25 protein-coding genes and 1 riboswitch are annotated in these 25,397 nt (G+C 38.8%); of the genes, 20 read left to right on the top strand and 5 right to left on the bottom strand.

Annotation, left to right across the window (positions count from 1 at the left end):
- Nucleotides 1-185 precede the first annotated feature (185 nt).
- The 7 genes from AB986_RS03035 (at nt 186) to AB986_RS03005 (ending at nt 7,134) form a co-directional block, all read left to right on the top strand.
- Nucleotides 186-1,661: an extracellular solute-binding protein gene (locus AB986_RS03035; RefSeq protein ID WP_048309414.1), complete on the top strand. Its 1,476-nt coding sequence runs from the start codon at nt 186-188 to the stop codon at nt 1,659-1,661.
- Between the two features lie 245 nt (nt 1,662-1,906).
- Nucleotides 1,907-2,137 (top strand): hypothetical protein, encoded by a 231-nt coding sequence (locus tag AB986_RS03030; RefSeq protein ID WP_048309413.1) that lies wholly within the window; start codon nt 1,907-1,909, stop codon nt 2,135-2,137.
- Between the two features lie 144 nt (nt 2,138-2,281).
- Nucleotides 2,282-2,884, top strand: coding sequence for a CPBP family intramembrane glutamic endopeptidase (locus AB986_RS03025; protein WP_048309412.1), 603 nt, complete (start codon nt 2,282-2,284; stop codon nt 2,882-2,884).
- Nucleotides 2,885-3,059: 175 nt separating this feature from the next.
- Nucleotides 3,060-4,127, top strand: coding sequence for a dual-specificity RNA methyltransferase RlmN (gene rlmN / locus AB986_RS03020; protein WP_048309411.1), 1,068 nt, complete (start codon nt 3,060-3,062; stop codon nt 4,125-4,127).
- 134 nt (nt 4,128-4,261) lie between these two features.
- The gene (locus AB986_RS03015) at nt 4,262-4,642 is read left to right on the top strand and encodes a hypothetical protein (RefSeq protein WP_048309410.1); all 381 of its coding nucleotides are present in this window, start codon (nt 4,262-4,264) and stop codon (nt 4,640-4,642) included.
- 184 nt (nt 4,643-4,826) lie between these two features.
- Nucleotides 4,827-5,810, top strand: coding sequence for a DUF3895 domain-containing protein (locus AB986_RS03010; protein WP_048309409.1), 984 nt, complete (start codon nt 4,827-4,829; stop codon nt 5,808-5,810).
- Nucleotides 5,811-5,896: 86 nt separating this feature from the next.
- Nucleotides 5,897-6,007, top strand: a riboswitch (SAM riboswitch).
- Nucleotides 6,008-6,084: 77 nt separating this feature from the next.
- Nucleotides 6,085-7,134 (top strand): homocysteine S-methyltransferase family protein, encoded by a 1,050-nt coding sequence (locus AB986_RS03005; protein WP_048309408.1) that lies wholly within the window; start codon nt 6,085-6,087, stop codon nt 7,132-7,134.
- Between the two features lie 54 nt (nt 7,135-7,188).
- On the opposite strand, the gene AB986_RS03000 is transcribed toward AB986_RS03005, so the two are convergent.
- Nucleotides 7,189-7,695: a DUF3189 family protein gene (locus AB986_RS03000; protein ID WP_048309407.1), complete on the bottom strand. Its 507-nt coding sequence runs from the start codon at nt 7,693-7,695 to the stop codon at nt 7,189-7,191.
- A 326-nt stretch (nt 7,696-8,021) separates the two neighbouring features.
- On the opposite strand from AB986_RS03000, the gene murB reads away from it, so the two are divergent.
- On the top strand, nt 8,022-8,942 hold the full coding sequence (gene murB / locus AB986_RS02995) for a UDP-N-acetylmuramate dehydrogenase (RefSeq protein WP_048309406.1): 921 nt from the start codon (nt 8,022-8,024) through the stop codon (nt 8,940-8,942).
- 200 nt (nt 8,943-9,142) lie between these two features.
- On the opposite strand, the gene AB986_RS02990 is transcribed toward murB, so the two are convergent.
- Nucleotides 9,143-9,436: a hypothetical protein gene (locus tag AB986_RS02990; RefSeq protein WP_048309405.1), complete on the bottom strand. Its 294-nt coding sequence runs from the start codon at nt 9,434-9,436 to the stop codon at nt 9,143-9,145.
- Between the two features lie 212 nt (nt 9,437-9,648).
- Here AB986_RS02990 and AB986_RS02985 point away from each other — a divergent pair, with 212 nt between their 5' ends.
- From AB986_RS02985 to AB986_RS02940, 10 genes are all read left to right on the top strand, one after another.
- Nucleotides 9,649-9,957: a hypothetical protein gene (locus AB986_RS02985; protein WP_048309404.1), complete on the top strand. Its 309-nt coding sequence runs from the start codon at nt 9,649-9,651 to the stop codon at nt 9,955-9,957.
- 327 nt (nt 9,958-10,284) lie between these two features.
- The gene (locus AB986_RS02980; RefSeq protein WP_048309403.1) at nt 10,285-11,637 is read left to right on the top strand and encodes an aspartate aminotransferase family protein; all 1,353 of its coding nucleotides are present in this window, start codon (nt 10,285-10,287) and stop codon (nt 11,635-11,637) included.
- Entirely contained in the window at nt 11,634-13,118 is a 1,485-nt protein-coding gene (locus AB986_RS02975) for a pyridoxal phosphate-dependent decarboxylase family protein (protein ID WP_048309402.1), read from the top strand. Before AB986_RS02980 ends, AB986_RS02975 begins: the two co-directional genes overlap by 4 nt.
- Nucleotides 13,115-14,878: an IucA/IucC family protein gene (locus AB986_RS02970; protein WP_152670907.1), complete on the top strand. Its 1,764-nt coding sequence runs from the start codon at nt 13,115-13,117 to the stop codon at nt 14,876-14,878. The genes AB986_RS02975 and AB986_RS02970 overlap by 4 nt, the downstream gene beginning before the upstream one ends.
- Nucleotides 14,868-15,413, top strand: coding sequence for a GNAT family N-acetyltransferase (locus tag AB986_RS02965; RefSeq protein ID WP_048309400.1), 546 nt, complete (start codon nt 14,868-14,870; stop codon nt 15,411-15,413). The genes AB986_RS02970 and AB986_RS02965 overlap by 11 nt, the downstream gene beginning before the upstream one ends.
- Entirely contained in the window at nt 15,406-16,719 is a 1,314-nt protein-coding gene (locus AB986_RS02960; RefSeq protein WP_048309399.1) for a lysine N(6)-hydroxylase/L-ornithine N(5)-oxygenase family protein, read from the top strand. The genes AB986_RS02965 and AB986_RS02960 overlap by 8 nt, the downstream gene beginning before the upstream one ends.
- Before the next feature lie 15 nt (nt 16,720-16,734).
- Entirely contained in the window at nt 16,735-18,543 is a 1,809-nt protein-coding gene (locus tag AB986_RS02955) for an IucA/IucC family protein (protein WP_048309396.1), read from the top strand.
- Between the two features lie 45 nt (nt 18,544-18,588).
- Complete coding sequence (locus AB986_RS02950) at nt 18,589-19,233, top strand: GNAT family N-acetyltransferase (RefSeq protein ID WP_053216015.1); 645 nt, start codon at nt 18,589-18,591, stop codon at nt 19,231-19,233.
- Nucleotides 19,220-20,167: an alpha/beta hydrolase gene (locus tag AB986_RS02945; RefSeq protein WP_048309394.1), complete on the top strand. Its 948-nt coding sequence runs from the start codon at nt 19,220-19,222 to the stop codon at nt 20,165-20,167. Before AB986_RS02950 ends, AB986_RS02945 begins: the two co-directional genes overlap by 14 nt.
- A gap of 155 nt (nt 20,168-20,322) precedes the next feature.
- Nucleotides 20,323-20,958 (top strand): hypothetical protein, encoded by a 636-nt coding sequence (locus AB986_RS02940; RefSeq protein WP_048309393.1) that lies wholly within the window; start codon nt 20,323-20,325, stop codon nt 20,956-20,958.
- A gap of 305 nt (nt 20,959-21,263) precedes the next feature.
- On the opposite strand, the gene AB986_RS02935 is transcribed toward AB986_RS02940, so the two are convergent.
- Nucleotides 21,264-21,752 carry a hypothetical protein gene (locus AB986_RS02935; protein WP_048309388.1) on the bottom strand — a complete coding sequence of 163 codons (489 nt, stop codon included), beginning with the start codon at nt 21,750-21,752 and terminating at the stop codon, nt 21,264-21,266.
- Nucleotides 21,753-22,042: 290 nt separating this feature from the next.
- On the opposite strand from AB986_RS02935, the gene AB986_RS02930 reads away from it, so the two are divergent.
- A complete protein-coding gene (locus AB986_RS02930; protein WP_048309386.1) occupies nt 22,043-22,588 on the top strand; it encodes a 2'-5' RNA ligase family protein in 546 nt (181 codons plus the stop codon).
- 56 nt (nt 22,589-22,644) lie between these two features.
- Here AB986_RS02930 and AB986_RS02925 read toward each other — a convergent pair whose 3' ends face one another.
- The gene (locus AB986_RS02925; protein ID WP_048310814.1) at nt 22,645-23,820 is read right to left on the bottom strand and encodes a MalY/PatB family protein; all 1,176 of its coding nucleotides are present in this window, start codon (nt 23,818-23,820) and stop codon (nt 22,645-22,647) included.
- 212 nt (nt 23,821-24,032) lie between these two features.
- Here AB986_RS02925 and AB986_RS02920 point away from each other — a divergent pair, with 212 nt between their 5' ends.
- The gene (locus AB986_RS02920) at nt 24,033-24,611 is read left to right on the top strand and encodes a metal-dependent hydrolase (RefSeq protein WP_048309384.1); all 579 of its coding nucleotides are present in this window, start codon (nt 24,033-24,035) and stop codon (nt 24,609-24,611) included.
- Between the two features lie 38 nt (nt 24,612-24,649).
- On the opposite strand, the gene AB986_RS02915 is transcribed toward AB986_RS02920, so the two are convergent.
- A complete protein-coding gene (locus tag AB986_RS02915) occupies nt 24,650-25,315 on the bottom strand; it encodes a TVP38/TMEM64 family protein (protein ID WP_048309383.1) in 666 nt (221 codons plus the stop codon).
- Between the last annotated feature and the right edge of the window lie 82 nt (nt 25,316-25,397).

Genomic DNA, 25,397 nt, shown 5'->3' with positions numbered 1-25,397 from the left:
CTTAAAAAGTTTAATTCACAAGATATTCAAAGTAAAAAGTAAGAGCTTTATTTCCCTTAGAGTTGACCCGACAACCCTATCAATAAGAAGCTAAACTGACTCATTATTATGATAAACTAGAAAAGATTGGTTTCAGAAATTAGTGAAATGAACTTCATCTATTACGAATAAAAAGGAGAGGTTTTATGAATAGAAAGAAGTTACGTCATGTCCTTATACCTGCTTTATCTCTTTCATTATTGCTTTCTGCCTGCAACTTATCATCTGGAGCTGACAGCGAATCTAGTAGCGAAGAAGTAGAAGTCATTCGCCAAGGTGTTAACTTACCTGACCCAGAAAATGACGTTATCAAGCAAGAGCTAGATGATGTACTTGGTTTTCCAGTGAATCTATCTGTTAATCCTAACGACTATGAGAACAAATTGAACGTCCGTTTATCGGCAGGAGATTATCCTGATTTGTTTCAAGTTAGCCGAGCAGCTTTGGTAGACTATGCTAACAAAGGATTGCTACTAGATCTTGACCCTTATATGGACGACCTACAGGAAGTTCAGGATTTTATAGGAGAAGAGAATGTTGAAAAAGCGAAAGTGAATGACAAAGTTTACGCGGTGACAGTTCCTGCAAGCATCCCTTTCTATACATATTGGGTGAGGGAAGATTGGTTAGAAGCATTAAACATGGACATGCCTAAAACCGTAGATGATTTGTATGAGGTTGCAAAAGCCTTTCGAGAAGATGATCCAGATGGAAATGGTCAAAAAGATACTTATGGCCTTACAGGTTCTGGCGTAAGCGCTTTTCAACCAATTCTTGGAGCCTATGGTGTCGGAATGCCAAAAAGCTTCTATAAAGAAGACGGAGAATTAGTGAATTCATTTCATGACCCAGATATGAAAGAAGCTCTTACTGCCGTCACGAAATTTGTGGAAAACGATGTAACAGATCCTGAAATTTTTAGTAATACAGGTAATGAGCCTCAACAAAAAGCATTTCAAGGTAAATTCGGAATTTTATTTGATGGATGGGCTAATTTAACGAGTGATGCCTATATTGAGCAATATAAAGCAGTGGATCCGAACGCTGAATGGGTACAACTTACAGCCATCGAAGGTCCTGCTGGAAAATCAGCAGGTACATGGGATATCGGTCAAGCCAATGGTTTTTATGCTATTCCAAAAGCCCTTGAGGATCAGCCAGAAAAACTCGAAAAAATATTTGAACTTCTTAATTATGTAGCATCAGATGAGGGATCTAAGCTTGTACAGTATGGCATTGAAGGAGAGCATTATAATAAAGAAGACGGCAAGATTGTGCCAACAGATAAACTTGCTGAAGAGGGGGGCTATTTCTGGCTTTACCAATTCGCTGGTCGACCTGAAATGGAGTATCTATCCACAAAATTCTCAAAGCAAACGGAATATATCGAAGCTTCCGCAGACGCTCCGCGGATCGAATCTCTAAATGGGTATATTGATTACCCAGAGGGTTATAATTCGGCAGATGCTGATCGGTTCTCTGAAGAAGAAATGATTAAATTTATTAGCGGCCAACGTGATCTTAGTGAATATGATGAATTCTTGAATAAGTTAGATACAACATTTAATTATCAGATGATGCTCGATAAAGCAGAAGAAGATATCAATAAATTAGATCAATAACTTCAAAATCCAAAGCAATAAAGCCTTCTCAATTAATTGAGAAGGCTTTATTCGATAGTGAGCCAACAAACATAGAAAATTAATTGTATGATGAGTGGACAGGTATTGTTATGTGCAATTAGTGTATATTCTATGAAATAAAGATCCTTTTATGTGATAAAGCCACTTATCTAGCATAAGCCTTAACAAAACTCTAAAAAAATTTGTTAAAATAACTGTTAATTGATAATGAAGGAGCTGCTTAAATGCTAAATAAAGTTGACTATTTTTTCTATCCTGTCGATGTTACCCAACCAACAGGTGCTGAAGTCACTTACTACTGGGAAATTAGCGTGGCGGAATACAAAGACAAAATCTACGCTTATGCGAAGGCGGATGAATTTGGTAGAAAAATCCGTTGGCATGAGAGCGATCAACCTGATAAGGAAAGTGCACTTGCCGTCATTCAGGAGAAATGTAGATCACAAAGTAAATAACATTGAAGAGCTAACGGAAACTTTCCGTTAGCTTTTTCTATAGAGAGCACATCGTAGCCTATTCAAACTGTTCTTCCAAGAATTCATTGTGTACATTCTGGGTATGCATAATAAAAGGTAACACCAAGATAGGATGATGACACAATGAATCAAAAAATCATACTCCTAAGCTCACTTTTGCTAGCTCACAGTCTTCTTTTTATTAGTTTTGTTCATTATCCGGAAACGTTCTGGCCTGTGTTCACGATTACACTTAGTATCCTTATTTTTAATAGTATCACTACCGGTTCGTTAGTGTTTAAAAAGATCACATCAACGGATACTGTCTACATTGTGGCAAGTGCTATATTCCTTTACCTGTTAAGTTATGTTGGCATTCAACTCATTCAGTGGCTTACGCCATCATTATTTGAAGATATGGAACAGTTTTATGATATTGTTCAACCTGCTAAAGCATGGCATTACATTAGTCTAGTATTGATCGTCATTCCTGGTGAAGAAATATACTGGAGAGGCTATATTCAGCAACAATTCAAAAAATATAAGAAAGGGGATACCATCATCATTGCTACGCTACTTTATGCTGTAGCACATCTATATTCTGGTGCACCATTACTAATTGTTGCTGCACTAGTTGGAGGAGTCATATGGGGTTGGATATATGAAAAACGAGGAAACTTCTGGGTGCCGCTCCTTTCTCATATTTTGTATGATCTACTCATCCTCGTATTTATTCCGCTGCTCTAGTAATAAGTTAAAAAAGAGTCGAAGCTATAAGTAGAGACTTTATGAAGCTTTAAGAAGAGAATTAAGTTCTTTTTTGTAACACCTATTTTCCTCAATCTAGATTAACAGGTTGCGACTTGGTTATACTTCTAGTAGTATTAGAATGAATGGCTAAGAATTGAAAAGAGGGTTATACATGAAAGAATCAATATACGGACTAACGTTTGATCAGCTAACTGAATGGTTGCTAGAACGTGGTCATAAGAAATTCCGTGCTTCTCAAGTATGGGATTGGCTCTATAAGAAGCGTGTTAAAGAATTCTCTCAAATGAATAATGTAAATAAAGATTGTATCAAACTATTAGAAGATAACTTTGCGATTCAGACGTTAACAACGGAAATCAAACAGGAATCTTCCGATGGTACGATTAAATTCTTGTTCAAATTACAGGACGGTAACGTTATTGAGACGGTTCTCATGCGCTTCCATTACGGACAATCTGTTTGTGTAACAACACAGGTTGGTTGTAATATCGGATGCTCATTCTGCGCAAGTGGCTTATTAAAGAAAAGCCGCGATTTGACTAGCGGTGAAATTGTTGAGCAGATTATGAACGTACAGCACGCACTTGATGAGAAGGCAAACGAAGAACGCGTAAGCCACATTGTTATTATGGGAATTGGAGAACCATTCGATAACTATGATAATATGATGGACTTCTTACACGTCGTTAATTCTCAAAAAGGTCTTTCTATTGGTGCACGCCACATTACGGTTTCTACAAGTGGACTTGCTAAGCAGATCTACGATTTTGCAAATGAAGATCTTCAAGTGAACCTTGCAATTTCGTTACACGCTCCAAACGATGAGCTTCGTACAAAGATTATGAAGATCAACAAAGCTTATCCACTAGGAAAGCTAATGCCTGCGATTGATTACTATTTGGAGAAAACGAATCGAAGAATTACGTTTGAGTATATTATGTTAAGAGACGTCAATGATCACGTGGAAGAAGCGAAACAACTTGCGAAACTTCTAAGTGATAAGCGTCATCTTTCATACGTCAACTTGATTCCATACAACCCAGTAGATGATCACTCCTACCAGCGTAGTGAGAAAGAATCGATTCTTGCGTTCTACGATACGCTTAAGAAAAACGGTATCAACTGCGTGATCCGTCACGAGAATGGCACGGATATTGATGCTGCCTGCGGTCAGCTACGTAGTAAGCAAGTGAAAAAACTTGAGAAGACCGGAAAATAAATCGTTAGAAAAGACGCACTCAATTGAGTGCGTCTTTTCTGTGCTCATAATTGCTTTACACACGTTCATTCCTTTTGTGAATAAACTACTATAACTATTTCACGTTTTTATACCTTAAGGAGAAATGAACATAGATGAGAGGATTATTACTTATAGGGTGCTTCTTATTATTTTGGATTGGTTCAGGAGTATTAGAGGATTTAGATAGAAAAGATCTGCCTTTTCAAAAGGATCAGGATGACATAGCTGTTTTATCCGGATACAATTATATGCATGCAGTTATGGAAGATAATCAATTCATAGTGCTTCATGTGTATGATCAACATAAAGTACTAGCTAAATCGTATAATGATAGTGATTTAAATCAATTGATTCCTTCCGCTACTTTTAAAGCGCTAGTTAAAGAGAACGATGGATTGTATCTGGTATTTGAAGAAGAAAACTCATCCGAAACAAAGAAAAAGCTCGTCGTTGGACCAAGAGGTTCGGTAACTTTTGTTCCTGAACGATATTAATCGTTCGTTTGGTTAGATGCTATTTTACTTAACAGATCGTGCTAAACGTTATATATCTCGTCATCTTCCTTTAATGACAAAGTAGAACGCTATCTCGTTAGGGTGGCGTTTTCTTATTTCATTAACCAACTTTGAAAGAATTGCTGTTATACTAGCCTTACCATAGTTAAGAGAGGGATTTTTTATGCCATATAGCCTTACGACGAACGAACGGGATCAGCTTTTTCAGGAACTTACGGCCGATCAACATGTTTATCTCAATCAATTCCTAAAACGGGGAAGAAAAACGGTTTTTGCGAATGTAATCGCGCGAGATAAAGGTAGGATGATACCAGACGGTGCTTCAGACCAAGAAATAGAGATGCTACTTGATGACTGGATTCTAGATGACTTTATCGATGCGGGATTTGTGTCTGATGAGTTATTGTGTGAATGTGGCCGTCCGCTAAGGTACCAATATGTCGTTAGACACGTCAAAACTGGTGAAATTTTGCAATTTGGTATAAACCACTTTGAAGAACATACCGGTATGTCTTCCTCAATTGTGAAAGAGGTTATGAAAGGGTTTAATACGATCGACTATGAATTAGATGAGTTACTCGTAAAACAAGCTAAAGGGAGAGCGTCCTATGAGATTCCTCCAGGCATGCCTATTCCTGCAGACATTCGTGATCTTCTTGATCTACAATTACCATTACTTGATCGCCAAGAACGGCGTCTACATGAAGCCATACGAGCTTTCCGTGAAGAACAAGAAGCGACCAAGAGGGGAAGTAGTGATTTCAGTAGCACAACATCGATAACGAATAGAGAAGAGTCAAAGCCTAACGATGAATTACAACCCTCCTTTGATTTATTTGCAGAGGACAATACTTCTAATCTAGAGCCTGTGATTCCTAAATCTAAAAACACATTCGTTGTTGGTGGACTATCATTTATTATTCAAGAAGCCATCGACGGTTATATACAAAGAGGCATTGAAAGTACAATCATGATGTGTGAACTACTTATTAAAGAGGGAAAAACAACAAACAATCGCTATTCAACTGGAAAACCCAAAATTTACTTTGCAGTTAGTACGTATCTTGATTCCTTTGTTCATATGGGAGAGATGACCGTTGAACCATTAGGGCAAGAGGATCGGATTTATCGATTAAAAGACAAGTAAGTACTATTCGAATCTTCTGAATAATGGTTGACATACCCATCAAACGAGTCTATAATTCCAAGCATGTTGAAAATAATATAGCACAACTCTTATTAAGAGCGGCGGAGGGATTAGGCCCTATGATGCCCGGCAACCTTTCAAGGGAACCTTGAAGCTGGTGCCAATTCCTACAGACGTAACTGTCTGGAAGATAAGAGGAGGATTCGTTCAGTAAGCCCTCTTCTTATGTATAGAAGGGGGCTTTTCTCATTTGATTAAAAGGAGATGCTTTAAGATGAAACGTTCACTTGAACAACGATTGCAAGAAGGACCTGTTATTTGTGGTGAAGGGTATTTATTTGAATTAGAGAGAAGAGGATATGTACAAGCAGGTTCCTTTGTACCTGAAGTGGCACTTGATTATCCAGAAGCACTGAAACAAACCTATCGTGACTACATGTTAGCTGGATCAGATGTAGTTCTAGCTTTTACGTATAATGGGCACCGTGAAAAAATGAGAATCATTGGGAAAGAAGATCTCCTTGAGCCACTAAACCGTCAGGCGATTCGATTAGCAAAAGAAGTAGCGAAAGAGCATCCTGTAGAAGAAGCGCTTGTAGCAGGAAACATTTCAAATACAAACCTCTTTGATACGGATGACGAAGAAGGAAAAGAGACAATTCGAGCTATGTTTGCTGAAATGGTCACTTGGAGCAAGGAAGAGGGGGTTGATTTCGTTAATGGAGAAACCTTCTACTACTACGAAGAAGCAAAGATTGCGTTAGAAGAAATTCAAAAACAAGGATTACCCGCTGTTATTACACTTGGCTTGATGAGTGAAGGAATTTTAAGAGACGGATATACTGTACAGGAGGCCTGTCGTCTTCTAGAAGATCAGGGGGCACTTGTTGTTGGTATGAACTGCTTCAGAGGACCCGCTACCATGCAGCCCTACATCGAAAAAATCAGAACATCTGTGAATGGTTACGTTGGTGCACTTCCTGTACCATATCGCACGACAGAGGAACATCCGACACTATTCAATTTACCAGATGGAGGGTGTTCATGTACACTGCCGACAGAAACAACATTCCCTACTTCACTAGATCCATTGTATTGCAATCGATATGAATTAGCAGAATGGGCTAAGAAAGCAAAGGGTATTGGCGTTAATTATTTCGGACTTTGTTGCGGAGCTTCCCCAAGCATGCTAAGGGAAGTGGCTGAAACAGTTGGAAGAACAGCGGTAAATTCCGTTTATTCACCAAATATGGAAAAGCATTTTCTATTCGGTAGTGATGAATCATTGAAAGCGAATAATACAGCTTATCGTACAAAAGCTTAATAAGTATGTTTGAATAGATTCCCTGTCATATAGGGAATCTATCTTTACTCTTTGCTATTTAAATTGCTCGTTCTCTAGTATGACTGATGTTGATGTACTGACATCGCGCTGACTCTTTGTATACCTTACTAAATTAACGATGTTCTGATGAGTCTGCTTTGCACCAATAATTAATAATGGAACACCAATCCAGTTCATTTTCAAACCTCTTGCGAACATGCCGCCAAATGTCATCGAAAGTGGGACAGTAGGGGATGTGTTAGAGAAGATGACAGGTTCCTTCATGTCAAAACTGTCATGAAACAAGACACTTAGATGATTTAATGCGGGTAACAGTACTTTTGAACCGCCTCTACCCAATGTATATACCTTATCTCCATGCTCATCCTCACCATGATAAATAAGCCTACCCATATCACTCCTCTTCAATTTATTAAAGATATCAATGTTAAGGATCTCCTCCTTAGAGGGAATACTGTTTGATGAAAGCTTATTTAGATGATAAGCTGCGGCTAGTGCAGATGAATGCGTTCCACCATAGCAATTGTATATGTAAATCATACAAAAACCTCTTCCCCTACGAATCATTAATAAGTGGACTACCACCAGACTTGTGAGTAGTGCAGCAGACTGTATTAGTATGATTGATAGGCGAAAGATTTATTTATCTATTATAATCAATACCTGATAAATAACAGGAACCAAGTCAAACATTTCCTTATATAGTGAATAATATAGGTAATCTGTCTTGAAAAAGAGTCCTATGCGTAGATACCTTACCAAAATGAATCACTTTATTACCGAATTATGTTATTATTTTAAATGTGTCTGCATGCAATCATTTTCGATGCCGCAGAAAAGAACCTGTCCGATAAGTGAGGGAACCAATGATTAATCAAAAAGCTATAAACGAACTCCGCTCCATCTTGCCAGCAGCGGAAGTAAAAATAAATGCACCATTACATGAACACACCTATACAAGAATGGGTGGAAAGGCAGATGTTCTTGTATTTCCAAAAACGATTGAAGATGCAAGAGCTGCTGTTGAATATGCTTATCATTCAAGCTATCCACTAACCATTTTAGGGAAAGGCTCTAATGTTATTATCCAGGATGGTGGAATTCGTGGAATTGTTCTTAACCTCTCGTCCCTAGATCACATCCATGAAAGTGATAAAAAGGTGATTGCACAGTCTGGTGCGCGCATTATTGATGCATCAGAGTTCGCACTGGATCAAAAGCTAACTGGTCTGGAATTTGCTTGTGGTATTCCAGGTTCCGTTGGAGGCGCCGTCTATATGAATGCAGGTGCCTACGGAGGAGAAATAGCCGACTGTCTAGAGAGTGTGCTCGCGGTAACTAAAGAAGGAAAGTTGATTAGCTTAACAGCTGATCAGTTAGACTTATCTTATCGCCATAGTAACGTTGAAGAAAACGGTCTTCTCGTTCTTGAAGCTACATTCCAACTTAAAGATGGTCATTACGATGAAATTAAAGCGATTATGGACGATCTGACAGAAAAGCGGGAAACAAAGCAACCGCTTGAATATCCATCGTGTGGAAGTGTATTTAAACGTCCACCAGGACTCTTTGCAGGAAAGCTAATTCAGGATTCAGAGTTACAAGGAACGCGTATCGGTGGAGCAGAAGTTTCCAAAAAGCATGCTGGATTTATTGTTAACATTGATAACGCAACAGCAACCGACTACTTAAACGTCATTCATCACGTTCAACAAACGGTGAAAGATAAATTCGGCGTTGATTTGGAGCGGGAAGTTCGTGTTATTGGTGAACCGCCTGAAGCCTAAATTGTAGTTTAACCCAGTAAATCAAAAAAGCAACATACCATTTATGGTATGTTGCTTTTTTACTATGTTCAAAATTCATCCGCCTGCTTTTAACAAAGCAGGCTTATTTGATTTGATTAGGTATAAGAAAAACGATTCGCTATATAATTGAAAGTTGCATATTCAAAAGTGACTCCTTATTACAGGAGTCACTTTATTAGTTACTTACCGCGTCTTTCTTCAGAAGGCTCCTCATCAAGGTCCGGTTCTTCTTCATCCATATTACGAGGTGTATCTGGCTCATTAGGACCTTTTATGTCTCTAGGATCTGTATCCAGATCAGGTCCTCTATCGTTGTTCATATCAATATTTTCATCGTTGTAACGGGTAGGTTCGTAATTAACATCTTCTGGCTGTTCATTCATCTCATTTCCGTTTCCATTCCCAGCGCAAGCTCCCAACATGCTTGCTGAGAGGGCAAGTGACATCGTTAAAAGCATCAATTTCTTTTTCATTATTCGATTACCTCCATAGATATTTTTATATCCTTACTTACTATTTCCAGTGAATTATCTTGTTACTCACTTCGAATTACTTTCGATATTGGTAATTTAAAGAAACAGTAGAAGGCAAAAAGAACCAGTATAGTTCCTACCTAAATACTTAAACTAACTTGTGTTTCTATAGATTCATGTGACTAAAATTGCACTTAAGGAAGTGAACTTTCGTGAATAAGAAAAAGAACAATCAAGGTAAAGGAAGAACAGCAACAATGATGGTATTAAGTGCTGTAGGTGGAGCGGCTGCATACGGATTGTCCAACCGGTTTAGAAATGAGAATAGTACAAATCAACATTCTTCCCAAGGAATGTCGAATGGAAAGAACCACGCATCTTCCCAGCAAAACGCTCACTATTCTTCGAACAATGGAACAAATCAATCTTTCACAGACCTGACTGACACTGCGAAAAACATGGGCATAGACAACAGTGCCATACAAGAATTTACGAATGCGATCAAAGATGATTTAAAATAAAAGAGAACGTTAACAGAACAAATTGGTTTATTCACTCACAGAACTCAACACTTCTGTGAGTTTTATTTTTAAGCTATGATAACTCATATTGTTGATTTCTAGATTTTTGAACAAAAAATTTAACAGCATTAAATTGTCATTTAACGTGTATATCGGTACATGAAATTGAGATTATTTTGTAATTTCCACCGTCTATTGACCTATATCCTACTAATCAACTTAATTGATAATAGTTCTCAAGTATGATTGACGATGATAATCGTTCTCATTTATCCTTGTAAGTGGAGTTATTGAAAATGATTATCAATTGAAAAAGGAGTTTTAATGATGATTACCGAGGAGAAAGTGACCAACCACATACTACTACAGCAACAGGAGCATCGAGAATCCAATGCTCGTTCCTATCCGAGAAGAATACCTATTGCGATTGATCAAGCTGAAGGAATTTTCGTAACAGATATGGAGGGTAAACGATACATTGATTGCCTAGCAGGAGCCGGTACTCTTGCGCTAGGACACAATCACCCCGTCTTAATCCAAGCCATGCAGCAGGTTATTCATAATAAACGACCATTACATACATTGGATCTAACAACACCGGTTAAAGAGGAATTTGTAAATGAAATCTTCTCAAGTTTACCTGGTGGGTTTGCCGACCGAGCCAAAATTCAGTTCTGTGGACCAACAGGTGGAGATGCAATTGAAGCAGCGCTTAAACTAGTGAAAACGGCGACAGGTAGAAGCTCCATCTTAACGTTTCAGGGAGGCTATCATGGATCGACACATGGAACAATGGCAATCAGCGGGAACCTAGCTCCTAAAGAACGAGTTCAAGGTCTTATGCCTGATACACATTTCCTTCCGTATCCATACGCATACCGATGCCCTTATGGGGTTGGGGAGGAAGGACACAAACTATCAAGTACATATATTGAGAACTTACTAGATGACCCTGAAAGTGGTATTCTCCCTCCTGCAGCTATGATTCTTGAAGTTGTACAGGGAGAAGGTGGTTCTGTTCCAGCACCGATCGAATGGCTTAAAGAAATGAGACGCATAACTGAAGAACGAGGCATCCCACTGATCATAGATGAAATTCAAACAGGAATCGGCCGAACTGGTAAACTGTTTGCATTTGAACACGCAAGCATTACACCAGACGTTATCGTTCTTTCTAAAGCAATCGGTGGCAGTCTTCCTCTTTCTGTGGTTATTTACGATAAAAAGCTAGACAAGTGGAATCCAGGTGCGCACATCGGAACGTTTAGAGGAAATCAAATGGCAATGGCAGCTGGAACAGCTTCTCTTAAATTCATTAAAGAAAACCGACTGTATGAGCATGCTGAAAAAATGGGATCAAAATTCTTATCCGCATTATCTTCATTTGCAGAAGACTTTCCTGAAATAGGAGATGTAAGGGGAAGAGGGTTAATGCTAGGTGTTGAAATGGTGGATTCGATGAAACCAGCAACGAAAACTGGCGGACTTCCTGCAAACCCAGCATTAGCAAGTCTCGTTCAACGAGAATGCTTTGAGAGAGGGTTGATTTTAGAAGTAGGAGGTCGTCACGGGAGTGTCATCCGTATTCTTCCACCGCTTATTATTACAGAAAACCAAGTAGAGGAAGTTATTACGATTATCAAAAGTGCTATTCAAGCGGCTATAGGAGAAATAGGATGAACACAACGATTAAAGCAAATCCGTTTGATACAACAATTTTAAATAATGGTGTTGGATCAAGAGAGCTGAGGGACCAGCTCCTCAAAGCGACAGAAACATTGATCAGCTCGTTACAAAGCTCTGAACATCCATACAGCGGAAAAGCACCTGAAGAAGTTGAAAGTGAGATTCGTCAGCTTGTTACATTCCGAGAAGATCAAACTTCCTTTTCGGATGTAATAGATGACCTCAACAAAACGGTGATAGACAATAGCCTGTTTATTTCAAACGAAAAAAGCATCGCCCACCTACACTGTCCCCCACTTATTCCGGCTGTGGTGGGTGAGCTCTTGATCGGAGCTATGAATCAATCGTTAGATTCATGGGATCAAAGTCCCTCCGCTACGTTTATGGATCAGGAAATGATCCAATGGCTCACAAGTCAGTTCGGGTACAGCGAAGCATCAGATGGTGTTTTCACTAGTGGCGGGACACAGTCAAACTATATGTCGGTGTTATTAGCAAGAGACGATTACTGCAAAAAACAATGGGATTATGATGTGAAACAGAGCGGATTACCGGCGCAATTCAATCGAATGAGAATTCTTTGTTCTGAGAGCGCTCACTTTACAGTGAAAAAATCAGCTGCACAGCTAGGATTAGGCGAAAACGCTGTAATAACCGTTCAAACCGATGAAAACCATCGCATGTCGCTTTCTCATTTACGCTCAAAGATCGCTGAGATGAAGTCGGAAGGTTTAGTTCCTTTCCTAATCGTAGGAACGTGTGGAACAACGGATTTTGGTAGCATCGATCCCATACAGGAACTAGCGGTCATCGCTAAAGAAGAGAATATATGGCTACACATAGACGCTGCCTTTGGAGGTGCACTCATTCTTTCTCATTCTCATCGAGAGAAATTGAATGGCATTCATCAAGCAAACTCTATCACAGTCGATTTCCATAAACTTTTCTATCAACCGATCTCGTGCGGAGCGTTTCTCTTGAAGAATGGTAAGCACTTTAACTTGATGAATCATGTTGCAGATTATTTAAATCCAGAAGAGGATCGCGATGAGGGAATTCTAAATCTTGTTTCCAAATCAACGCAAACGACACGGCGTTTCGATTCTTTAAAGCTCTATCTTTCTCTTAAAACGATTGGAACGAACCTTTTTGCAAGGTTGATTGACTCTACTTTTGAGCTAGCAACTGACGTAGCTGATTACCTTAGTGAGCAAAATGATTTCGAGGTGCTAACGAAAGAACCCGAACTAAATACAGTCGTCTTTCGATATGTTAGTGATCAAGAAATAAACCAAGTGAATCGTAATATACAGCAGGAGCTGTATCACTCATATGCAGCAATTGCGAAAACGACGATAGATGGAAAGAACTACTTAAAATTCACGATGTTAAACCCGCGGACGACACTTAAGGATGTCATAGACATTATAGATCGGATCCGAGTTCTAGGTGAGAAATGGAGGAAACACGTTTGAAGCATGCAAAGGATTTTGCTGAACGCGCAACGATGCAAAGCTTTTTAAATTGTTATTTAAGAGAAACAGCTCATTTTCATAAAATAATCGCCCGCAATGAGTCATTAGCTTCTTATGAGAACATCATCTCAAGTCCATTACCAAGGCAAGGGATGGAGCTAATTATCCCGATTAAGTACTGGTCCATGACAGGTAGGCATTTGTTTCACTTCCCGATGTATTACAAAGTGGCGAATGGCGCATTGTTACCGCTTGATTATGTGACATTGACTACATTGATTACTAAGGAAATTCTCCTCGATCAAAATAGAAGTGGCGCGGAAGACGAGCTTATCATGCGTGTAATGTTAAGCAAACAAGCCATTGAAGCTTCATTAATTGAACGTGAAACAGATAGTGAAGCATTAAGTGAGGGAGAATTTGAGTTTATTGATACAGAACAATCATTGCTACTAGGTCACCTGTTACACCCAACACCGAAAAGCAAGCAGGGATTAAGTGATCGAGACAATGAAAAGTATTCACCTGAATGGAAAGGGAGCTTCCAACTTCATTACTTTAGCGCTCATCCATCAATCGTGATAGAGGATTCTAATTTAGATCTTGATGCAAGTGACATTATTAAGCAGGAACTTAAACAGGATACTGGAGTTGATCAAGAATGGTTGGAACAATTCGATCATCTTGTCTTGATTCCAGTCCATCCGCTTCAAGCTATGAACCTTCTAGAACAAGAAGATGTACAAGATCTTCTGCTTCATGGTGATCTTCAATACATTGGTCCTGTTGGAAAACCATTTGCAGCAACATCTTCGTTCCGAACCGTATACAACCAAGATTCCAAATACATGTACAAGTTTTCTGTTCCGATTAAAATCACGAACTCTCTACGTATTAATCAACAGAAAGAGCTAGATCGTGGAGTTGAAGTGTCACGTTTGCTGTCAACTTCGTTTGGTACAGAATTGAATTCTCGTTTTCCCGGATTTGAAATCATGCAGGACCCAGCTTACGTAAACATTGAACGTGTAAAAGGATTTGAAACCGTCATTCGCGAGAATCCTTTCTATCCTAGAAGTAGCCAGTCGACGTGTATCGCTGCACTCTGCCAAGATCACGCTTTTGGAGGGAAATCCAGGCTATCTTCTATTATCCATTCCATCGCGCGGAGAGAAAGACGCTCGTTGGAATTGGTAAGTCGTGACTGGTTTGAGAAGTATCTTGATCTCACTTTAGAGCCCATGCTTTGGCTTCATCACAAGTATGGATTATCACTAGAAGCTCACCAACAAAACTCGGTCGTTACATTAGAAGAAGGCTATCCGAAGCATTTCTATTATCGTGATAATCAAGGCTACTATTTCAGCGAGTCGAAAGCATCTGCTTTAAAAGCGCACCTGCCTTCGCTTAACGATCGAAGTGATACGATCTGTTCAGATGAAGTAGCGGTTGAGCGGTTCACATACTATCTTTTCTTTAACCATCTGTTTGGTCTTATCAACGGTTTTGGAAGTAGTGGATTAGCTCATGAAGATGACCTTATCGGTCTTGTCAGAACAAGACTCTCAAACTATGAGCATAGTGAAGGCTCACCTTTAATTAACAGCCTGCTTAATGATCCTGTACTATCATGCAAAGCAAATCTACTAACCCGTTTATATGATATGGACGAGCTTGTAGGTTCGCTTGAAACACAGTCTGTTTACACTATGGTCCCGAATCCGATCGCAAAGGAAGTACATGTTACTTATGGGAACTGATACTGTAACAACGATTTCCTTTCAACGCGTCGATTTTAAGCGTGATGTTGAACTGCTCCATAGATGGATGAATGAGGACCACGTTCATCCTTTCTGGAATCTCAATGTCTCTTTAGATGTCTTTAAAAATCATCTCAAAAAAGCGCTAGCTGACACTCATCAATCCCTTTATGTAGGAATGGTTGATGGAAACCCGATTAGCTACTGGGAGGCTTACTGGGTGAAGAGTGATGTAACAGAAGATACGTATGAAAGCGAACCTTACGATCAAGGCGTTCACTTGCTCATAGGAGAGAAGGAGTACCTTGGAAAAGGACTTGCTCTTCCACTCTTACGAGAGATGGTTGCTAAACAATTTAAAGAAAAGCGAACAAAACGGGTGATTGCGGAACCTGACATTCGAAACGAAAAGATGATTCATGTATTTCAGAAGTGCGGCTTTGAGCCTGCTTATCCAATCACACTGCCAGACAAAACGGGGTTATTAATGTTTTGTGAGCGTGATCAATTCGAAAGGATGTGGGGAAATGCTTAACGAATCCTACGATGTAGTTGGAGTAGGTATAGGACCATTTAATTTAGGGTTTGCCGCTCTAGCGGATCCACTTGACCTTGACGTGGCGTTATTCGATCAGAAAGAGTCATTTGATTGGCATCCTGGCATGATGATTGATGGAACCACACTTCAAGTTCCGTTTTTTGCGGATCTCGTTAGCATGGCGGACGTTCGAAGCAAATACAGCTTTCTGCATTATCTTCAAGAACACAACCGAATGTACCATTTTTATTTCTTAGAAAAATTCCATATTCCAAGAAAGGAATACAACCACTATTGCAAATGGGTGACGGAAGAGCTTTCTTCATGCCATTTTGGCTATCGTGTCCAATCTGTGGACCCAATACGCTTATCGCAGGAAGAAACGTATTATGAAGTAATTGTTCAGAATGTGCAAACGTTAGAAACGAAAGTAGTCCATGCAAAGCATGTGGTGCTTGGCATAGGTTCTATTCCTCACGTTCCTGAGACGTTTCAGCATGCGCTTGGAAATTCGGTCTTTCATTCATCACAGTACAAGGACCAAAAGAAACACATTAAACCGAACGAATCAATTGCTGTCATCGGTAGTGGACAAAGCGCAGCAGAAATTTTCTATGACTTAGCATTAGATCAAGAAGAAAGAGACTATTCACTAAGCTGGTACACACGTTCAAACGGCTTTTTCCCAATGGAATATTCTAAGCTTGGATTAGAGTATTTCTCACCAGACTATACGAAGTTCTTCTATAGCCTAGATCAGGACAAGAAAGATAGCCTGCTTTCCGAGCAAGGATTACTCTATAAAGGAATTAGTGCTGACACAATTGCGAGTATATATGACCTTCTGTATGAAAAGTCAGTTGGTGGAGTAGAACCTGATCTCCATCTCCAAGCCATGACGAACGTCACGAACATCGTGAATGACGGTGGAAAGTGGCAACTATCAGGAAAACAATCCATCACGAATGAAGATATCATGATTGAAGCAGATAAAGTCATTCTCTGTACGGGTTATAAGCAGTCAACACCTACATTCTTACAAGATACATATGTTGTGAAAGATGAACTCGGAAGATTATCCATTTTAGAAGAGTATCAAATTGAAACAATAGGAGAAGACCATGGTGGGCTGTTTATTCAAAACGGAGAGCTCCATTCACACGGCGTAGGAGCTCCAGACTTGGGTCTTGGTGCACACCGAAACGCTGTTATTTTAAACAAGATCATGGGACATGAGGTGTATCACGTTCAGAATCAAAATGTGTTCCAATCATTCGGAGCGAAAATTCTTGCTACTACATAAAGGAGGCGTAGATCGATGCAATACAAAAATGAACTAACGAATGTGTTAACAGAAGATCATTGGATTACTGTTAATAAAACCCTACTAGCAAAAATGATGTCAGAGTATATGTATGAGGGAATGATTAAACCTGAAGTTGCAGAAAAGGAGAACGGATGGTTAACGTGTAGATTGAACATTAACGAATCAAAAACGTATGTTTACGGTGCAAAGCGTCGCTTATTTGATAGTTTCTATGTTGATCCTGAATCCATTTTCATTCATCAAGGAGAGAACACAGTTGAAGCAACGAGCGCGATCGATTTTCTCCTTGATATTCAACCGATCATCGGGATGGTGAGTGAAACGGCTGGTCACCTGATCAAGGAGTTGAATCAGACACTTCTAGCCGATCTTCATCTACTTTCAAACCACGTGTCATCAGACGATTTAATCGATTTCGATTATGCACACCTTGAAGGGTATATGACCGGACACCCTTGGATTACCTACAACAAGGGACGTATTGGGTTTGGGTATGACGATTACCTTTCCTATGCACCTGAACAACAAAATGAATTATCGCTCTCCTGGATAGCGGTTCATAAAGACAGCAGTTCGTTCCAATCGGTTGGAGAAGCGTCCTATGAGCACCTTATAAAAGAAGTGTTGTCAGAAGAAGACCTTCGACGTTTTTCTAACATGATCACACAGCAAAATGTGCATGAGAACGACTACTACCTCATGCCAATTCATGAATGGCAGTGGAAGAACACAATCATTCAAAACTTCCCAGGTGAAATCGCGAAAAAGGTGATCATTCCGCTAGCCGAATCATCTGACCGCTATTTACCTCAACAGTCGGTCCGTACATTCGTTAATATGACACATAAAGAGAAGCATCACGTGAAGTTACCGATGAGCATTCTAAATACGCTCGTATACCGCGGACTTCCAGCTGAACGAACGCTAATCGCTCCGACAATCACACGTTTCATACAAGAAATTTATGAAGAAGACGACTTTTTAAAAAATGAGTGTCGCGTTATTTTACCAGGAGAGATTGCCAGTTTAAACGTTGACCAACAGCACTATCTCAATTTACCGAACGCCCCTTATCAGTATCTAGAAATGTTAGGTGTTATATACCGAGAAAGCATCTACACGTACCTTGAAGAAGGTGAGCAAGCTATCACACTTGCTTCGCTTCATTATGAAGATCATGACGGGAAACCTTTTGTAAAAAGTTTGATTGAGAAGTCAGGTTTAACAACAGATGAGTGGATCACTTCGTTCATGGATGTGACACTGAAGCCACTTCTTCATTACCTCTATCGTTATGGCGTCGTATTCTCTCCACACGGTCAAAATACGATTCTTGTTCTAAAGGATTACAAGCCACATCGATTAGCGGTGAAGGATTTCGTTGATGATGTGAACATTAGTGATCAGCCGTTCGAAGAGCTCAGCACGTTAACAAATGATTTGAAAAAAGTATTGAGAAGTGAGCCGCCTGAAGGACTAACTCAATTCATCTTTACAGGCTTATTCATTTGTCATCTACGTTACATGTCGTCTGTCTTAGAACGCTCCGATCTCATGGATGAAGAGACGTTCTGGAGTAAGCTAGCAGACAGTATCCAAGCTTACCAGAGCCAATTCCCAGAGCTTTCAGAGCGATTCCAACTATTTGATTTCTTTAAACCAGAGCTCACAAAGCTTACCCTTAACCGAAACCGAATGGTTGACTACGGTTATGGTGACGGCGATGACCGTCCGCACGCATCTGAATTTGGAAAGGTAACAAACGCCCTGCATCAGTTTGCAGGTAAAATACAGAATTAATAGAGCGGGGAGCTCCCCCGCTTTTTTTATAAGGAGGAAAACATAATGGAAAAGATCGAAGAAGTAGAATGCACGTTTTCTCATCTCAACAGGACCATTTCATTCCGTTCAGTTCAGGTCGAGGAAGACTTACCAATTCTCCACAGATGGATGCACCAAAAGCACATTAAACCGTTTTGGAAACTTGACCTCTCTATGGAAGATCTTCACACATGGTTAACAAAATCAACTGAAGCAAGCTATAAAGACGTGTATATGGGATACATCGATAATGAACCTGCATGCTACCTAATAGCTTATAACATAAAAGAAGACCCTATTAACAACTATTATGCCGCTCAATCAGGTGATCTTGGTATGCACTTATTGATTGGACCGCGTGAATACTTAAACCCAACAGATGGAGAAGCCATTATTCTCGCTATGGGATACTTTCTTTTCAATAAATACGGAGCAACTCGTATAATAGGAGAGCCAGATGTTAGGAACCGCATCATTCTGCCGATCATTAAGCGATTAGGTGCAAAGGAACTAAAAGAGATTGAGATAAAAACGAAGAAAGCAAAACTAGTAGCGATTGAAAAACAAGCTCTTCTTGACTACTGTGCTCAATATCCATATAAAGCTACATTGAATGGAGAGGTTAATAATAACTTTTGTGGGGAGCAAACGTCAAATGGGTCACATTGATCCATCCACTATGAAGCTTCTTGCACGTATCGGAGAGCGAATGAAGGAACTGAAGCATCCTGAACTAAGCGTTCTATCTCCTGAACAGTCTCGGTATTACTATGAAGAAGCAAGAGAATTCTTCACGCCAATCACAGTGGATGACCTTACAGTCTACCAAACAGAGGTCGGCCAACATGGCATTCCGATTCGGATTTATACACCCAACGAATCAACTAAAGAATTACCAATCGTTCTATATTGTCACGGAGGTGGATGGGTATTCGGTTCGATCGATAGCAGTGATAACTTCTGTCGTTACATGTGCCAATCACTAAGATGTATGATTGTATCTGTTGGCTATAGACTAGCTCCAGAGCATCCATTTCCGGCTGCACTTCATGATGTCTTTGATACATTAACATGGATAATAGACAACGGTGAGCGGTTCGGGGGAGATTCATCGAACATTTCGATCTCAGGCGAATCTTCAGGAGCAAATCTTGCAGCAGCTGCGAGTTTAGTATATAAGAGCGTTTTCAAGTCTCAACTACTAATTACTCCTGTAGTAGACTACCATCTCGAATCAGAGTCTTACTTAGAAGATCACACATATAACTTAACGAGTGAAAAGATGGCCTGGTTCTGGAATCATTATTTGAAAGAGAAAAACAAAGCGAGTGACCCACTCGTATCACCGCTACGAGCGGATAACCTATCAAACGTAGCACCAGCTATTATTGTTACTGTTGAGAAAGATCCTTTACGTAGTGAAGGTGAGGCGTTTGCAAAGAAACTACATAATGAAGGCTTACTTATAAAACATGTTCACTACAAAACACTTCTTCACAGTTTCATAAATGTCATCGGTATTAGTTCAGCAGCTAAGAGAGCAGTGGATGACATGTTTGCTATCTATAAAGAAGTTCTTTATTATGATGAATGTTTTAGGTGAACATGTGAAGGGACTAGGTAAAACTTCACTATTTTTTCTAACTCATTATAAATAACATAAATGTAATTCTGTAAAACTCACTCCATTTGGGAATAACTTCAATTTACGAATGTTGTTTGCTATACTGTTAGCAGACCAAACAGAGGAGAGAAAATATGAAAAAAATCAGTTATACTATTTTTGTATTATCCCTAACTTTACTAGCTGCTTGCTCTTCAAATGAGCAAAGTAGTAATAATGATAAAAGCCAAGCAGCTACAAATCAAACAGAGGAAGACAATGAAAAAAGCAAAGACGATGGTGAGGTTGCCGTTGATAAGGGACTTCTTAGTGTTGAAGTAACCATTCCAGCCTCTATGGTTGAAAGTGAAAACACTGAAGAAACCATAGCAAGCGCAAAAGAACAAGGCATTAAAGAAGTAACCGAAAACGAAGATGGTTCAGTTACATACAAAATGTCTAAATCAGTCCATAAAGAATTGATGAATGAAATTGGAGCAAGCATAGAAGAAACTGTAGAAGAGACTAAAAACAGCGAGGACTTCGTGTCTATAAAAGACATATCCCACAATGACTCATTCTCAAAATTCACTGTTATAGTAGATAAAGAATCTTATGAAAATAGCATGGATGGTTTCGCGACAATTACGTTGGGTATGTCGGGAATGATTTATCAAATTTATGATGGCGCAGACCCAGAAAAGTATTCAGTTACCATCTCTATGAAAGACGAAGCATCTGGTGAAGTTTTTGATGAAATTGTATATCCAGACGCTTTAGACGAACAATAAATAACATAATTAACAAAAACCAATCTATTTGACATGGATTGGTTTTTTATAGAGTTTTCAGTGCTTAGAGAATTACTTAAACCATGAAAATTAGTTTGCTATAGATCACTTGCAAATAAAGTACGGTCAACAGGAAATAGGGAAGTTCCTAATAATCGATGTAATAGGAACAAGAACCAATAATTATTGTTTTTACGTTTTTTTATTTTAGTTAACATAATACTTATTATAGGAAGTCAGTTTAAAAACTTAAATTCCGTCTCAATCGTTAAGTAAACTTAAGATAGTGAGACGGAATCAAAATTTTACTGTATATCTAGAATTCGTTGCAAATCATTTGGTTTGTCGTAACTGCTGACTAAATATGTTGAAAACGTTTTGTTATCATTATCATTTCTAGATATGATGACTGTATCTTGATCTAAATTAACTCTAAGTTCTTTACCAGTTTTTAAGTACATAATGAAATCAGCATTATCGACCTGAACTCTGTGGTTTGGTAACTGAGTTATCTCATTATTGTCGAGATCATTTAACCAGTTGACCATAATTGTTTCCTCTTCAGTTGATGTAATTGGCTGATTTTGACTTTCACCATTCGTATGTACTTGGATTTCATAGATGTTCTGTTCATCGATTTCCTTATGCAAGCTGCTTTCGAGACTTACTGCGCTTGCAGTATACTTATATTTGTCGTTCTTATAGTTTATATAAAGTTCGGCTGATTTCAGATAACTAAACGCGAGAACAGAGAAAAGTAGGATGGTGAGCAATCCTTTGGTTATTTTTTTCATACATATCACCTGCTTTCCTTTTCTAGCCTTATAATCTTACAAGTAGGCATAGACTACTCTCCTATCATAACAAAATTTCTATTTTTTTCATTAAATTATGTAACTTTTTTTATAATTTTCATCTTTTGTCATATGTGTAGTACAAATGATTCTTTTTTATCATTTTGTGCCCTTAATACCTTATTTTAAAGGTGATGATAGCTCAATAGCGAATTAAGAATACTAGTAACACGCTTTCGAAATGATCAATTATATGTCGATCTATCTTATAAAATGAAGGAGATTAAGCAATGCCGTTTTTTATTGGAATCCTCCCTCCACTGCACATAACAAATGAGATCAGTTCGTTTCGAAAAAGATGGAGTTATCAAGAGATTTCCCCTCCACACATTACAATTAAAGCTCAAGGTGGATTAACGGAAGAAAAAAGCTGGCTACCAAAGATCGAAAAAGTATGTCATGACTTCCCCGCTTTTGACTTAAAACTTGGTGCACCTGCAACTTTCGGGTCAAAGGTATTGTTCAGCAGCGTGCTATCGAAAGAGATTGTTAGCCTTCATCTTCTATTAGTAGATGCTATTAAGCCGACAGTTGAAGAACAAAAAACGTATTTCGAAGCGACGGATTTCATTCCTCATTTAACACTCGCAAAGCAAGCTGGTATCCATGTGAACAACCAATTCCACCAAATGAAACAAGATGCCGATGAAAAATTAGGAGGTTTTGAACCTTTTAGAGTTCATTCCATTCACCTGTTTTGTTTAAATGAAAATGAAATCTATAAACCTGTCTTAGAACTTCCTCTTCGCCCTCTAAATAAGAATGTTATTTACTAATCTTCACATCTTGATAATAAACGAACGCCCTGGTCATTAAACCAGGGCGTTCGTTGTTACTTTCGTTGTAGCAAAGCTTGCTCCAGCCGCTCTAATCCTTCTTTTAGAATCGAACGAGGACAAGCAATATTCATTCGTTCAAAGCCTTTTCCACCTTCACCAAATATATAACCCTCATCCAATGCTAATTTAGCATCTTCCTGAATCAATCGTTCTAATTCTTCATGAGACATTGAGAGCTTTCTAAAATCTAACCACACAAGATAAGTACCTTCAGGTTCAATAACCTCAATTTCTGGCAAACGCTCAGCAATAAATGATTTAAGATAATCAAGATTTCCTTCTAAGTATGTTATTAATTGCTCTAACCATTCTTCCCCATGTGTATAGGCTGCTTCAATAGCCGTTATTCCAAACGGACTTGGAGCAAATAAGCCTAGTTTCCCCATATACTCATTGAATTGCTCCCGCTTTTCACTATCAGGAATTATAATAGTCGATAATTGCATACCCGCAAGATTAAACGTTTTACTAGGCGCTATACAAGTAATCGTATTTGATGCTATATCATCAGATAGTGTTGAAATTAACGTATGTTTATTCTCTTTAAGAATTAAATCAAAATGAATGTCATCAGACACGATTAACACATTGTGTCTTGTACAAAGCTCAGCAAGCTTTAAAAGCTCGTTTCTTGTCCAAACCCTGCCTACTGGATTATGTGGATTACATAAGAGTAGCATCGTTACTTCTGGATCTTTGAGTGTCTGTTCAAGATGATCGTAATCCATCACATATTTGTCTTTTTCCAACCTAAGTGGATTATCAACAACATGTCGCTCGTTTTTTTCAACCATATCACGGAACGGATAATAAACAGGTGATTGAATAACCACTTTCTCGCCTTTCTTCGTGTATACATTCACTGCAGCTGAAAGTGCCAGAACAACACCAGGTGTAAAAACAATCCAATCTTGTTGAATGGACCATTTGTGCCGTCGATCTAGCCACTTTTGAATAGCAGATTTTGTATCTTCAGTTGGCATAGAATAGCCAAATATGCCATGTTGACTCCGCTTTGTTAACGCGTCAATCACAGCTTGTGGAGCTCTAAAGTCCATATCAGCTACCCACATAGGTAACAAATTTTCTTTTTCATATATCGCATCTGTGTGATCCCATTTTACAGAGTGTGTTCCATACCGATTGATCCGTTCATCAAAAAGGTTCATTTTCGCGCCTCCATCTTTGTTCTTTTCCATATATACTTTATCAAAACTTCCCTCCTCCTGTCAGAGGACTTGCCTGTCATAGTACGAACATCCTTTAATCTGACGAAATTAATGATAGAATGAAGCTACGTAAGGATGCTTACTGCATTTATGATTTCGTTATTTAATAATAAAGACTTGATTACATTAACTAAAGCGAGGATCGGTTCCATATGAATACATTACACCATGCATTCTGGAGTTACTTTTTCTTTCGGAAAAAGAAGCGCCAAACCGTTAAATATATTGTTATTGGTGGCATTGCGCCTGACATCATTTATTATGTGATGTTTCTATATCTATTAGTAGAGCGAAGTATTCAAAAACTTATTGATCCCGCTGTACAGTTATCGATGCATTATTTTATTCATGGTCTATTTGAACATCCTGTTGTTGATATTTTGCGTAAGCTTGGTCATTCCATCGTCATCTGGGCTATAGCTTTTATTGTCTTAATGATGATACATCGCGGATTTAAGCTTACTCCTTTATCCGGCTTCATTTGGGGATGGTTCCTTCATGTTGTCGTTGATTTCTTTACACACGTAAGTGATGCAGTTCCTATTTTCTACCCCGTTTATAAAGTAGTCATTCCTGGAGTGGTTTCTTACTGGAACAGTGATTATTTCGGAACGGAATTTTCAATTACACACGGTATTTTACTCACCTCCACAATCATATATTTACTGCTAGAACGCCGTAAAACAAAAAGGATTCTTAAAGAAAACCGTCATAAAGAAATCAATTCATAATAGAAAAGGAGCAAGTGCCTGTGCACTATGCTCCTTTTCTAGTCTACTTTCTCACTAATAGACGAATTTGATTTCATAACTTTGTTTCGAATCAAGATCGGAATAACGGATAGTATGATAAAGACGCCCACCGCTAAAGCAATAACTTTTGGATCACCTGTTACAAGACTACTGCCAAGAAAATTATAAGCAAATGTCCCTGGGATAATTCCGATTAATGTACCTAGGAAGAACGAAGTAAATTTAATCTTGGATAAACCAGCTGAGTAACTAATAAGATCAAAGTTAAATAGTGGAACGAATCGGAAAAATAGAACATAGAAAAAACCATTTTTCTCAAGTTGATCCTGTAATTTACGCCCTTTCCCTTGCCAATCTTTATTTGCAATTGATTTCCCTAGTTTTCTAGCTACAATAAATGATAATACTGCCCCACCTGTGGCCCCGATAACGGTATAAATCGTTCCGAAGAGTGAGCCGAAAGCTAGTCCGCCGGCAATCGATAGAACAGATGCCGGGAAGAATATTAATGGTCGGATCGTATAGATGACCATATAAACAATTGGAGCAAGTATACCAAAGGATAGTATCCAATCTCTGATTTCTTCTACTCGAAAGTCTAGGTAGGAACGGCTAAACCAGATGAGTAAAGCTACTGCCGCTAGGATTCCTCCCCACTTTAACCATGTTTTTGGATACTTCATCTTCCCATCCTCTCTTTTACGTTCTTCTGTCTACCTTACCTCATTTTCAGTTATTTGACTGTAATCATGCTTACATGTGTAA

The sequence above is a fragment of the Guptibacillus hwajinpoensis genome, assembly GCF_001039475.1.
GTDB lineage: Bacteria > Bacillota > Bacilli > Bacillales > Guptibacillaceae > Guptibacillus > Guptibacillus hwajinpoensis.
The sequence above is the reverse complement of the archived record's forward strand: the minus strand, read 5'-3'. Positions and strand labels throughout refer to the sequence as shown.